The sequence below is a fragment of the Ensifer sp. Root1252 genome, from assembly GCF_001425885.1.
In the GTDB taxonomy this organism is placed as follows: domain Bacteria; phylum Pseudomonadota; class Alphaproteobacteria; order Rhizobiales; family Rhizobiaceae; genus Ensifer; species Ensifer canadensis.
Genome location: NZ_LMDT01000057.1, coordinates 157,897 through 169,059 on the forward strand (window position 1 = coordinate 157,897; position 11,163 = coordinate 169,059).

Genomic DNA, 11,163 nt, shown 5'->3' on the forward strand with positions numbered 1-11,163 from the left:
TAGCACTCTGAATTACTGCATGTTTCCTTAAATCGAATTCGATTTAAGGAAACATGCAGTAGACACGAGATCACTCCCGGCCGTCGAGGCTCGCTTGAGCAGCGCGTTTCAGTTCCCGGAACGTTCGCACATGCCGTCCATAGGCGGCGGTCATCACGCCTGAATCCGGCACAGAAATGTTCCGGCGCATCGTCCGGGCCGCCCTCTAAGAGAAGGAGAAGACGGACAAACGGGAGAGGCGAGGCAAGGCCCGGGTGGGCGACAAGCGACACAACACGCTTATTTCCGAAGGTTGTTGCGAACTGGCGCAATACACCTACAGGTGCTAGTATTTCTGCGCCTACTGCATGTTTCCTTAAATCGAATTCGATTTAAGGTTAAAAACATGCAGCAATTCAAAGTGTTGCAGCGACCTTTGCGCATCTAACAAGACGCGCGGCGCTGTAGAGTTCCTGGCGAACAAATCTCGCAGTCGATAATCAGTTAAACGCGAATTGCTTGCAGCCAATTGCCGCGCCGTCGAGCCCCGCTCGATGACCAGAGTCGTTGTTCGACGACATCAACGTGGAGGAAAAGCCAATGGCCAGCAATCTTGTTTCCTACATCGCGCAGATGCTTACCCCTGACATGATCGCGCGCATCGCTTCAGTGCTTGGCCTGGATAGCAGCAAGGTGCAGAGCGCCGTCGCCGCTGCCGTACCGGCAATTCTGGCGGGCCTGACCGGCGTCGCCGCGCAGCCGGGCGGCGCGCAAAAGATCGCCGACAGCGCCAAACAACAGAGCGGCTCGCTCGACAATCTCATGGGAATGCTGGCGGGTGGCGACCAGGTTTCGCTTGCCCAAAACGGCTCACAGATCATCTCATCGCTGTTTGGCGCCAAGGACGGCAGTGCGCTGGCAACGGCCATAGGCGGGGTTTCCGGCATGGATCAAAGGGCGAGCGGCTCGCTGCTGGCAACGCTTGCTCCGCTGGTCATGGGCGGCCTCGCCCAGCAGAGCGGAGGCGACCTGAGCGCCAACGGCATCGCCGGTCTGCTCGCCAGCCAGAAGGACAATATCGCCGCCGCATTGCCATCCGGCGTCAGAGACCTGCTCGGCGGCACCGGCCTGCTCGGCTCGCTCGGCGCTCCGGCACAAACCGCTGCAGCCTCTGCCAGCCAAGCGACCCGCAGCGCTGCCGCTTCGGCCTCCGCAGTCGGTGGTGCCGGCCAACGCGCAGCGGCAGCAGCGGCCGCCGCGCCAGCCTCGTCGCGCAACTGGCTTTATTGGGTGATTGCCGCCCTGGTGATTGCCGGCGTGCTTTTCTACCTGTTCGGCAGGCCAAAGGAACCGGTCGCACCCCAGGCCGGCACGCCTGAGCAGAGCTTGACGGTCAGCGGGGTCGATGTCGGCCAGCAGGTCAAGGACGGCATGGCCAGCCTGCAGACAGCGCTGACGGGCGTTACCGATGCGGCCTCCGCCACGGCGGCCTTGCCGAAGCTGGAGGATGTCTCGAGCCAGCTCGACAAGGTCAGCGGTGTGGCCGGGCAACTCTCAGCCGGGCAGAAGGCAGCCCTCACGGCCCTGATCACGCCGATAATGCCCACGCTCAATGGGCTGTTCGACAAGGTTTTGGCCATCCCCGGCGTTTCGGACATTCTGAAACCCACTATCGATGCATTGAAGACGAAGCTGACGGCCCTGTCGACCTGATGTTTCGAGAAACCGTCGGCACTCGGCGCGCCGCGTGGATCGGCAACGACTGTCATGAACACGAAATCGAACGAAGGAGGGTCAGCCATGGCTGACAAATCGGCATTCACCCCGGAGGAATGGACGTTGCTTCTGGAGAGCGTGATGATGGCGGGCATAGCCGTGACCGCGGCGGAGCCGAGCGGCCTGTGGGGCATGCTCAAGGAGGGCCTCGCCAACAGCCGCGCCCTGCTGCAGGCAAAAACGATGCCGCGGCCAATCCGCTCGTCAAAGCGCTCGTCGCCGACTTCGAAACCTCGGTAGGACGAACGACGGCACGCGACGGCCTGCAGGCGAAACTGAAAGGCTCCAAGCCTGAGGACATGAAGGCCAGATGCATCGAAACGTTGCAGCAGGCGCGAACGGTCGTCGAAACCAAGGCTCCGGATGATGCCAGCGCCTTCGCCGCATGGCTGTATCAGATCAGCCAGCGCGTAGCGGAAGCCGCCAAGGAAGGTGGATTCCTGGGTTTCGGCGGTGTCGCCGTCAGCGAAGCGGAGAAAGCGACCCTATCGGAAATATCGGCCGCGCTGAAAATCGCCTGACGCTGCGCCGGCAATGCCCGCTTCGTCGCCTGAAGCTACTCTGGCGAGCTGGGAGGAATTCGGGCTAAAGCAGGATTGAAGTCCCGATGGCGGAGAGGGTGGGATTTGAACCCACGATACCCTTGCAGGTATGCCGCATTTCGAGTGCGGTGCATTCGACCACTCTGCCACCTCTCCGCATAGTCGGTCGGCGCTTGTTCGGCGCGGTCGGGTTCATAGCGGCAGATTCGGGTGCTGGCAAGGGCCTCGGTGAAGATTATCCAATGCGGCGAGTGCCTTCTTCTTGACAGAGGAGCGCGTTTCCCGTAATTCGCGCAATGAAGTGGTGTGGCTTGCCCTCACCGCAGCGGGTGTGATTTGCGCCCATTCACCGGCAGGGCTTCGGGAATGATCCCGGAGTTCTGCTAAAAATGTCGACTGACAAAAAGACGGCCTTGCCCCTGGGGTAAAGAGCCGGCCCGAACATGAAAGGATAAAGAATGTTCGCAGTCATCAAGACCGGCGGTAAGCAGTACCGCGTGGCAGCCAACGACGTCGTAACCATCGAAAAGCTGGAAGGCGTAGCAGGCGACAAGATTGAATTCACCGAGATCCTGATGGTCGGCGTCGGCGCCGATGCAACCATCGGCGCTCCGTTTGTCGAAGGTGCCGTTGTCAGCGCCGAAGTCGTTGAACAGGGCCGCGCCAAGAAGGTCATCGCCTTCAAGAAGCGTCGCCGCCAGAACTCCAAGCGCTCGCGCGGTCACCGCCAGCACCAGACGACCGTCCGCATCCTGGACATCGCTGCTGCCGGTGGCAAGGCAAAGAAGGCTTCCAAGAAGTCTGAAGCCGCCGCTGAAGCTGCAAACTGAGTTTTGGGATCGAAGGTTTAAAGGAGAACACCAATGGCACACAAAAAAGCTGGCGGTTCGTCGCGCAACGGTCGCGATTCCGAGTCCAAGCGCCTTGGCGTGAAGAAGTTCGGCGGCGAGAAGGTCATCGCCGGCAACATTATTCTGCGTCAGCGCGGCACCAAGTGGCATCCGGGCGCCAATGTCGGCCTCGGCAAGGACCATACGATTTTTGCGCTTACGGCAGGTAACGTGGACTTCCGTACGAAGGCCAATGGCCGCGTGTACGTGTCTGTAATGCCGAAAGCGGAAGCAGCGGAATAAGCCGGTAGCGCTCTAAAACAGCCGGCGTCTCATCGACCCGGCTGACGCACCTAACGGTTCCAAGCCAGACCTAAAAAGGGGAGATGGGGCAATACCCAACTCCCCTTTTTTTCGTTTCTGGAGGACGAACCATGCAAACCGAGCTACTGAGGGAAGACCAATCACGGTCTCCCGAACAAAGGCTGAGGCCCCAACGGTCAAGGACCGATTGCCCGATATTGTTGTCACCCCGGCTCGTTCTGCGCGCGCCCCATGAAGACGATATCGACGCCCTTGCCCATCTTGCCAACAATGCCAATGTCGCCACCATGGTCTCGCGCATGCCGCACCCGTATACGACGGCCGATGCCGCCGATTTCGTGCGACGCGCCAAAGCCGGCACGATTGGCAAGTGCGTCTACGCGATTACCAAAGCGGATAATGGCGCATTCCTCGGTTGTTGCGGTATCGAGCCGCACCCCGATGGCAAGACGGCGGAACTCGGCTACTGGCTGGGCGAACCCTATTGGAACCAAGGCTATGCCACAGAGGCTGCCCAGGCGCTCACCGACATGGCCTTTCGCACCCGTGACATCGACCAGATCGATGCGCGCTGCCGGGTCATGAACCTCGCCTCGCGCCGGGTCATCCAGAAGTGCGGCTTCCAGTTCCAGGGCAGCGGCATGGTCGGCAGCCTGGCGCTCGGCGGCTCGATCTCTGTCGAATGGTATCGGCTCGACCGCAAGACCTGGGTTTCGCTCAGAAGCTGGGGAGGCATACGATGAACGCGCTCACCTCCGAACGCTCGCGCACCGCGATCCGTCCCGGCCCCGGGCCCTGCCCGGTCATCGAAACCAGGCGGCTGGTGCTGAGGCCCCACAGCCGAAGCGATGCCGAGGCGATCGCTCAGTCGCTGGGCGATTTCCAGGTGGCGCGCATGCTCTCGCGTGTGCCTGCACCTTACGACCAGCAGGATGCGCTCGATTGGCTGGCAAGCCAGACCTCGGGACTCACCCCCGACTGGACGCTGGCGATCACCACCGGCGACGACGTGCATATCGGTTGCATCGGCATCGAGCTCAGGCACGGCCAATGGCATGTCGGCTACTGGCTGAACCGGTTCTACTGGGGCAAGGGCCTGGCGAGCGAAGCAGCCTATGCGGCGATCGAGCGCTTCTTCCGGCGCATGCCGGAAACGACCCTGCATTCCGGCGTCTTCGCCGACAATCCGGGGTCGCTCAAGGTCCAGGAAAAGCTCGGCTTCCAGATCACCGGCTGCAGCCAGATCTATGCGCTCGCCCGCAATGCCATGGTCGCCCATATCGAGACCCGGCTGAGCGCGGCAGATCTGCGCCGGCCACACTGAAGAAACAATCCCCGCGAAGCCATGCCTTTGCGGGATATTCGTCAAGCGAGTTCAAAACCAACAGGAAGATGATCGGACCCCTTGGCGTCGTAATCGGTCCAGGCGTCCTTCAGCTGCGGCACCAGGCCGGTGCTGATGAAGCCATAGTCGAGATGCATGCGCTTTTGAGGATTGTCGGGATGAACCCAGCTATAGCTTTCCGGCGTCAGCCGGTTGAGATGGGCGAGCACGTCGACCGGATTTTCGAGCCGAAGCGAGCGTCCGTAATAAGCGTCGCGCGAGCCGGCCATCGCGCAATATTCCGGCGTCTCCGGCTCCATGTTGAAGTCGCCCATGACGACGAAATCCTCCGGATGCGGCGGCTCAGCAAGACCGAAATCGGCAGCCCCGGTAATGCCGCCGCCCTCAAGCGGATAGCCGAGCAGCCGCTCCTTGAGGAAGCGGATCTGGGCGATGCGCTCGGCGGGAAGCACATGGTCGAGATGCACGGAATAGACGCGCAGCGGCCCGCCCGGCGTGGCGACCAGCGCTTCGGTGGCGCCGCGCTGCAGGTTCATCGGGCTGATGGTCCGGGTGCGCGGCAGCGATATCAACCGGGTCGACAGGATCGGCCAGCGCGACAGGATCATGTTGCCGAACTGGAAGCGCCGGTTGACGGCGCGGCCGCCCTCGATCGAAGAGCCGATATCGATGTCGCAAGGGGCATGAAAGGCTGAGAAATGACCGGGGAAGAGCGCTTCGAAACGGGCAACCAGATCGACGTGGCCGTTGCGGTGAAAACCGCGTGTCACTTCCTGCAGCGCGATGATGTCGGCGCCGCCAAGCGACGCAGCAATGCGCTCGGGTTCAAACTGGCCGTCAAGACCGATGCCGTATTGGATGTTGTAGCTGGCAAAACGCACGATATTCTTTGACCTCCGGATGAACCGCCTATATCGATGGCGGCAAAATACGACCGCGCAAATACACCGAACAGATGGCAGTCCAATGAAATTTCTAGACGAAACGAAAGTCTACATACGCTCCGGCGACGGCGGCGCAGGCGCCGTGTCGTTCCGTCGTGAAAAATTCATCGAATTCGGTGGACCTGATGGCGGCGACGGCGGCCGCGGCGGCGACGTCTGGGTCGAGGCGGTCAACGGCCTCAATACCCTGATCGACTTCCGCTACCAGCAGCACTTCAAGGCCAAGACCGGCACGCACGGCATGGGCCGCAACCGCACGGGCGCCGGCGGCGCCGACGTGACGCTGAAGGTTCCGGTCGGCACCCAGATCTTCGAGGAAGACAGCGAGACGCTGATCGTCGACATGGTCGCCGAAGGCCAGCGCTACCGGCTTGCCGCCGGCGGCAATGGCGGCTTCGGCAATGCCCATTTCAAGTCCGCCACCAACCAGGCGCCAAGCTGGGCCAACCCCGGCCTCGAAGGCGAAGAAAAAACCATCTGGCTGCGGCTGAAGCTGATCGCCGATGCCGGCCTCGTCGGCCTGCCCAATGCCGGCAAATCGACCTTCCTTGCCGCCTGCACCCGGGCGCGGCCGAAGATCGCCAATTACCCCTTCACCACGCTGCACCCGAACCTCGGCGTCGCCACCATCGACGGCAACGAGTTCATCATCGCCGACATTCCCGGCCTGATCGAAGGCGCGCATGAAGGCGTTGGTATCGGGGACCGTTTCCTCGGCCATGTCGAGCGCACGCGCGTGCTGCTTCACCTCGTCTCGGCCCAGGAAGAAGACGTCGCCAAGGCCTACAAGACCGTGAAACACGAACTCGTAGCCTATGGCGGCGGGCTCGAAGACAAACCCGAGATCGTCGCGCTGTCGCAGATCGACGTGCTCGACGAGGACGAATTGAAGGTGAAGGCCAAGGCGCTGGCAAAGGCCTGCGGCGAGCAGCCTCTCCTGCTTTCGGCCGCCACCAGCAAGGGCATGACCGAGGCATTGCGGGCGCTACGCACCGTCATTGTCGCGGCAAAGTCCGGAGAAGAGACCGCCTGACATGACGAAGACCCGCAAGCCGCTTCAGAAGTATCGCCGGGTCGTCATCAAGATCGGGTCGGCCCTGTTGGTCGATCGCGCGACCGGGCTGAAAAAGGCCTGGCTCGACGCCATGTGTGCCGACATCGCCGCCCTCAGGGCCAAGGGCGTCGACGTGCTCGTCGTCTCCTCCGGCGCCATCGCGCTCGGCCGCACCGTACTGAAACTCCCTTCTGGCGCGCTAAAACTCGAGGAAAGCCAGGCGGCCGCGGCCGTCGGCCAGATCGCGCTTGCCCGCGCCTGGTCGGAAAGTCTTTCGACAGACGCGATCGTCGCCGGCCAGGTGCTACTGACGCTCGGCGACACCGAGGAGCGTCGACGCTATTTGAATGCCCGCGCCACGATCAACCAGCTGCTGAAGCTCGGCGCCGTGCCGATCATCAACGAGAACGATACGGTGGCGACCACCGAAATCCGCTATGGCGACAACGACCGCCTGGCCGCCCGCGTCGCCACCATGGTCGGCGCTGACCTCCTGGTGCTGCTTTCCGACATCGACGGCCTCTATACGGCGCCGCCGCATCTCGACCCCGATGCCCGTTTCCTCGACACGATCGCGGAGATCACGCCCGAGATCGAGGCGATGGCAGGGGGGGCTGCCTCCGAGCTGTCGCGCGGCGGCATGCGCACCAAGATTGATGCCGGCAAGATCGCAACCACCGCCGGCTGCTCCATGATCATCGCCTCGGGCAAACCCAACCATCCGCTGGCGGCCATCGAGGAAGGCGCTCGCTCGTCCTGGTTTGCACCATCGGGCTCACCGGTGACCGCACGCAAGACCTGGATTGCCGGGCAGCTGCTGCCGGCCGGCACGCTCGCCATCGATGCCGGCGCCGAGGAGGCGCTGCGCTCCGGCAAGAGCCTGCTGCCTGCCGGCGTGCGCGAAGTGAAGGGCACCTTCAGCCGCGGCGACACCATTGCCATTCTCGGCGCAGCGGGCCGCGAAATCGCCCGTGGTCTTGCCGGCTATGACGCCGACGAGGCTCGCCAGATCGCCGGCAAGAAATCCGCAGAGATCGCGGCGATCCTCGGCTATGCCGGCCGCGCCGCCATGGTGCATCGCGACGATCTGGTGATGACCGGCAAGCGCGCCGACGAGAAGGACGGCCGGAGGGATGAAGTCCATGCTTGATGAAGTCAGGAATAAGGATGACGTCGAAGGCGTCATGCTGGAGATCGGCCGCCAGGCGAAGGCGGCAAGCCGGCCGCTTGCCGTCGCCACCGCCGAACGCAAGCATGCGGCCCTCGTTGCCATGGCCGAGATCATCGTCAATCGCCGCGACGAGATTCTTGCCGCCAACGCGATCGATCTTGAAAACGCCCGCCAGTCCGGCATCGCCGCGTCCTTCATCGACCGCCTGACGCTGACGGAGAGCCGGATCCGCGACATGGCCAACGGCATTCGCGCGATTGCCGACCTCAAGGATCCGGTTGGCGACGTCATTGCCGAGTGGGATCGCCCCAATGGCCTGCACATCGAGCGCGTGCGTACGCCGCTCGGCGTCATCGGCGTGATCTACGAAAGCCGCCCGAACGTGACGGCAGATGCCGGTGCACTGTGCCTGAAGGCGGGCAATGCCGTCATCCTGCGGGGCGGCTCCGACAGCTTCCATTCCTCGCGCGCCATCCATGCCTGCCTCGTCGAAGGCCTGAAGGCTGCTGGCCTGCCCGAGCATGCGATCCAGATGGTGCCGGTTGCCGATCGCGCTGCCGTCGGCGCCATGCTCTCGGGCCTCGGTGGCACGATCGACGTCATCGTTCCGCGCGGCGGAAAAAGCCTCGTCGCACGGGTCCAGAACGAGGCGCGCGTGCCGGTGTTCGCCCACCTCGAAGGCCTCTGCCACATCTATGTCGACGCATCCGCTGATCTCGCCATGGCCGAAAAGATCGTCGTCAATGCCAAGATGCGCCGCACTGGTATCTGCGGTGCCGCCGAGACACTGCTGATCGACAGCAATGCTGCGGACAAGCTGGCAAGGCCGCTACTTCAGGCGCTGCTCGCAGCCGGCTGCGAAGTGCGGGTGTCCGAAGAGCTTGCCGGAACCATCGATGGCTTGCGGCCGGCGACGGACGCGGATTGGTCGACGGAATATCTCGACGCGATCATCTCTGTCCGACTGGTGGACGGGATTTCCGGCGCGATCGAACATATCAACACCTGGTCCTCGGCGCATACCGAGGCGGTAATCGCCGAGGATGCCGATGTCGTCGAGCGCTTCTTCGCCGAAATCGATTCCGCCATCCTGCTGCACAATGCCTCCACCCAGTTTGCCGATGGCGGCGAATTCGGCATGGGCGGCGAGATCGGCATTGCCACCGGCAAGATGCACGCCCGCGGCCCCGTTGGCGTCGAGCAGCTGACATCGTTCAAGTATCGCGTGCGCGGCGCCGGACAGGTCAGGCCCTGACGTGACGTCCAGCGAAGTGAACGGCCGCTATCTGCGCATGCCCCATGTCGAAAGCGGCATGGTGGTCGGCCTGTTCGGCGGCTCGTTCAATCCGCCGCATCAGGGGCATGTGCTGGTCGCCGAAACGGCGATCCAGCGCCTCGGCCTCAACCAGCTCTGGTGGATGGTCACCCCCGGAAACCCGCTGAAGAACCACAATAATCTGGCGCCGCTTGCCGATCGCATCGCGCTCAGCGAGAAGATCGCCCCGAATCCGCGCATCAAGGTGACCGCCTTCGAAAAGGCGCTGGGGCAGAGCTATACCGCTCGCACGCTCGAGATGGTAAAGGCCCGCAACCGCGATATCCGCTTCGTCTGGATCATGGGGGCCGACAACCTGCGCAGCTTTCACCGCTGGCAGAATTGGCAGAAAATCGCCCGCACGTTTCCGATCGCCGTCATCGATCGGCCGGGCTCGACGCTTGCCTATCTCTCCTCGCGCATGGCCAAGACTTTCGACTATGCCCGCATCGACGAAGACGATGCCCGGCGCCTTGCTTTTCACCCGGCACCCGCCTGGACCTTCATACACGGGCCGCGCTCCTCGATGAGTTCGACGGCACTTCGATCCGCCAGAACGGCGTGAAATCGAATGATTCATTTCTCGTGTCTTGAAACCGTTCTGGTTTGATGCCTACATTTACTGACGGTTCGAGCGAAACAGTCGAATCGGAAGTGCCTGTTCTGTTCACCTGGAAAGGAAAAACCCTGACAACAGCACACGCCAAGGGATATGCGGCCTCCGCGTTCCCACGCAGCACGGGATCTAGCGACGAAGCCGCTGTCCGTGCGCTTCAACTGGTCCTCGAAAGCCTAGAGGACTCGAAGGCAGAAGATATCGTTACCATCAACATTGCCGGCAAGTCGGCGCTGGGGGACTTCATGGTCGTTGTCTCCGGGCGATCGAGCAGGCATGTGGCGGCGATTGCCGACCATCTGACCACGGACCTGAAGGACGAGGGCTTCGGCAACGCCCGCGTCGAAGGTCTGGAAACGGGTGACTGGGTGCTGATCGATACCGGCGATGTGATCATTCACATCTTCAGGCCGGAAATCCGGGAGTTCTACAACATCGAGAAGATGTGGGCGACACCGGAGATCGAGGACGGCACGCTGCATTGAGATCGCACGGTTCGTCGGGCGTCTGAGCCGCCGCACGCACCGTATTGCGATCATACATATTGGGAATGTGGCTGTCATCGCCGAAGCGGCGTTCGCAGCCAGGATAATTGTTGCGACTGATCGTAGCTTGCAGCGCCGCGTCTGGCATGACGTGCAAATGTCGCTGTAACGCTTTAGTGCGCTGCATGACCTTCTCCTTGAATCGACCCCGGTTTCAGGAGGTGTGCAGCAGTGCGGTCCAGCGCAGGCGGAGACGGATTGGGTCATGCGTATCGGACTTTTCGCAGTCGGCCGCCTCAAGGCGGGGCCGGAAAAGGATCTTGCGGCCCGCTATCTCGATCGTTTTGCCAAGGCCGGTCCGGCGATCGGTCTCGAGCTTTCCCGCGTGGTCGAAGTCAACGAAAGCCGCGCCTCCAACTCCGATACGCGCAAGCGGGAGGAGGCAGCCCAGCTTGAAAAAGCGCTCACTGACGGCAGTCTGCTGGTGCTGCTTGACGAACGCGGCAAGGCGCTCGATTCCGAAGGCTTCGCATCGCTGCTCGGCAGTTTTCGCGATAGCGGCAAACGCGACCTGATGATCGCGATCGGCGGCGCCGACGGGCTCGACCCTGGCCTTCATTCGCGCGCCGACGCCGTGCTCAATCTCGGCAAGATGACCTGGCCGCATCAGCTGGTGCGCATTCTGATCGCCGAACAGCTCTATCGCGCCGTGACCATCCTTTCCGGACATCCCTATCACCGTGTCTGAGACGCGCCATGCACCGGCGATAACGAGAATATGT

14 protein-coding genes and 1 tRNA gene are annotated in these 11,163 nt (G+C 62.5%); 13 read left to right on the forward strand and 2 right to left on the reverse strand.

The window, feature by feature from the left end; translation table 11 throughout:
- Positions 1 to 579 precede the first annotated feature (579 nt).
- The 3 genes from ASD02_RS34230 (at position 580) to ASD02_RS40265 (ending at position 2,276) form a co-directional block, all read left to right on the forward strand.
- Positions 580 to 1,692, forward strand: coding sequence for a DUF937 domain-containing protein (locus tag ASD02_RS34230; RefSeq protein WP_057221803.1), 1,113 nt, complete (start codon positions 580 to 582; stop codon positions 1,690 to 1,692).
- 87 nt (positions 1,693 to 1,779) lie between these two features.
- A complete protein-coding gene (locus ASD02_RS40260) occupies positions 1,780 to 1,995 on the forward strand; it encodes a hypothetical protein (RefSeq protein ID WP_225906506.1) in 216 nt (71 codons plus the stop codon).
- A gap of 59 nt (positions 1,996 to 2,054) precedes the next feature.
- Positions 2,055 to 2,276, forward strand: a complete 222-nt coding sequence (locus ASD02_RS40265) for a hypothetical protein (protein ID WP_225906505.1) — start codon at positions 2,055 to 2,057, stop codon at positions 2,274 to 2,276.
- Positions 2,277 to 2,363: 87 nt separating this feature from the next.
- On the opposite strand, the gene ASD02_RS34240 is transcribed toward ASD02_RS40265, so the two are convergent.
- Positions 2,364 to 2,453 (reverse strand) — tRNA-Ser (locus tag ASD02_RS34240).
- Positions 2,454 to 2,755: 302 nt separating this feature from the next.
- Between ASD02_RS34240 and rplU the strand changes: the two genes are divergently transcribed.
- The 4 genes from rplU (at position 2,756) to ASD02_RS34260 (ending at position 4,775) form a co-directional block, all read left to right on the forward strand.
- Complete coding sequence (gene rplU / locus ASD02_RS34245; protein ID WP_025425118.1) at positions 2,756 to 3,127, forward strand: 50S ribosomal protein L21; 372 nt, start codon at positions 2,756 to 2,758, stop codon at positions 3,125 to 3,127.
- A 33-nt stretch (positions 3,128 to 3,160) separates the two neighbouring features.
- A complete protein-coding gene (gene rpmA / locus ASD02_RS34250) occupies positions 3,161 to 3,430 on the forward strand; it encodes a 50S ribosomal protein L27 (RefSeq protein ID WP_025425119.1) in 270 nt (89 codons plus the stop codon).
- Positions 3,431 to 3,561: 131 nt separating this feature from the next.
- Entirely contained in the window at positions 3,562 to 4,194 is a 633-nt protein-coding gene (locus tag ASD02_RS34255; protein WP_057221804.1) for a GNAT family protein, read from the forward strand.
- Complete coding sequence (locus ASD02_RS34260; RefSeq protein ID WP_025425121.1) at positions 4,191 to 4,775, forward strand: GNAT family N-acetyltransferase; 585 nt, start codon at positions 4,191 to 4,193, stop codon at positions 4,773 to 4,775. The genes ASD02_RS34255 and ASD02_RS34260 overlap by 4 nt, the downstream gene beginning before the upstream one ends.
- 41 nt (positions 4,776 to 4,816) lie before the next feature.
- On the opposite strand, the gene ASD02_RS34265 is transcribed toward ASD02_RS34260, so the two are convergent.
- Positions 4,817 to 5,677 carry an endonuclease/exonuclease/phosphatase family protein gene (locus ASD02_RS34265; protein ID WP_025425122.1) on the reverse strand — a complete coding sequence of 287 codons (861 nt, stop codon included), beginning with the start codon at positions 5,675 to 5,677 and terminating at the stop codon, positions 4,817 to 4,819.
- 85 nt (positions 5,678 to 5,762) lie between these two features.
- On the opposite strand from ASD02_RS34265, the gene obgE reads away from it, so the two are divergent.
- The 6 genes from obgE (at position 5,763) to rlmH (ending at position 11,129) form a co-directional block, all read left to right on the forward strand.
- Positions 5,763 to 6,773 carry a GTPase ObgE gene (gene obgE, locus ASD02_RS34270; RefSeq protein ID WP_057210849.1) on the forward strand — a complete coding sequence of 337 codons (1,011 nt, stop codon included), beginning with the start codon at positions 5,763 to 5,765 and terminating at the stop codon, positions 6,771 to 6,773.
- A gap of 1 nt (position 6,774) precedes the next feature.
- A complete protein-coding gene (proB, locus tag ASD02_RS34275; protein ID WP_025425124.1) occupies positions 6,775 to 7,944 on the forward strand; it encodes a glutamate 5-kinase in 1,170 nt (389 codons plus the stop codon).
- Positions 7,937 to 9,220, forward strand: coding sequence for a glutamate-5-semialdehyde dehydrogenase (locus tag ASD02_RS34280; protein ID WP_025425125.1), 1,284 nt, complete (start codon positions 7,937 to 7,939; stop codon positions 9,218 to 9,220). The genes proB and ASD02_RS34280 overlap by 8 nt, the downstream gene beginning before the upstream one ends.
- A gap of 16 nt (positions 9,221 to 9,236) precedes the next feature.
- On the forward strand, positions 9,237 to 9,845 hold the full coding sequence (locus tag ASD02_RS34285; protein WP_113567003.1) for a nicotinate-nucleotide adenylyltransferase: 609 nt from the start codon (positions 9,237 to 9,239) through the stop codon (positions 9,843 to 9,845).
- Between the two features lie 44 nt (positions 9,846 to 9,889).
- Complete coding sequence (gene rsfS, locus ASD02_RS34290) at positions 9,890 to 10,381, forward strand: ribosome silencing factor (protein WP_025425127.1); 492 nt, start codon at positions 9,890 to 9,892, stop codon at positions 10,379 to 10,381.
- Between the two features lie 265 nt (positions 10,382 to 10,646).
- Positions 10,647 to 11,129, forward strand: a complete 483-nt coding sequence (gene rlmH, locus ASD02_RS34295) for a 23S rRNA (pseudouridine(1915)-N(3))-methyltransferase RlmH (protein ID WP_025425128.1) — start codon at positions 10,647 to 10,649, stop codon at positions 11,127 to 11,129.
- Positions 11,130 to 11,163: the final 34 nt, after the last annotated feature.

Coding starts and splice junctions, on each gene's coding strand:
- ASD02_RS34230 (WP_057221803.1), top strand. CDS start 580: ATGGCCAGCAATCTTGTTTCCTACATCGCGCAGATGCTTACCCCTGAC.
- ASD02_RS40260 (WP_225906506.1), top strand. CDS start 1,780: ATGGCTGACAAATCGGCATTCACCCCGGAGGAATGGACGTTGCTTCTG.
- ASD02_RS40265 (WP_225906505.1), top strand. CDS start 2,055: ATGAAGGCCAGATGCATCGAAACGTTGCAGCAGGCGCGAACGGTCGTC.
- rplU (WP_025425118.1), top strand. CDS start 2,756: ATGTTCGCAGTCATCAAGACCGGCGGTAAGCAGTACCGCGTGGCAGCC.
- rpmA (WP_025425119.1), top strand. CDS start 3,161: ATGGCACACAAAAAAGCTGGCGGTTCGTCGCGCAACGGTCGCGATTCC.
- ASD02_RS34255 (WP_057221804.1), top strand. CDS start 3,562: ATGCAAACCGAGCTACTGAGGGAAGACCAATCACGGTCTCCCGAACAA.
- ASD02_RS34260 (WP_025425121.1), top strand. CDS start 4,191: ATGAACGCGCTCACCTCCGAACGCTCGCGCACCGCGATCCGTCCCGGC.
- obgE (WP_057210849.1), top strand. CDS start 5,763: ATGAAATTTCTAGACGAAACGAAAGTCTACATACGCTCCGGCGACGGC.
- proB (WP_025425124.1), top strand. CDS start 6,775: ATGACGAAGACCCGCAAGCCGCTTCAGAAGTATCGCCGGGTCGTCATC.
- ASD02_RS34280 (WP_025425125.1), top strand. CDS start 7,937: ATGCTTGATGAAGTCAGGAATAAGGATGACGTCGAAGGCGTCATGCTG.
- rsfS (WP_025425127.1), top strand. CDS start 9,890: ATGCCTACATTTACTGACGGTTCGAGCGAAACAGTCGAATCGGAAGTG.
- rlmH (WP_025425128.1), top strand. CDS start 10,647: ATGCGTATCGGACTTTTCGCAGTCGGCCGCCTCAAGGCGGGGCCGGAA.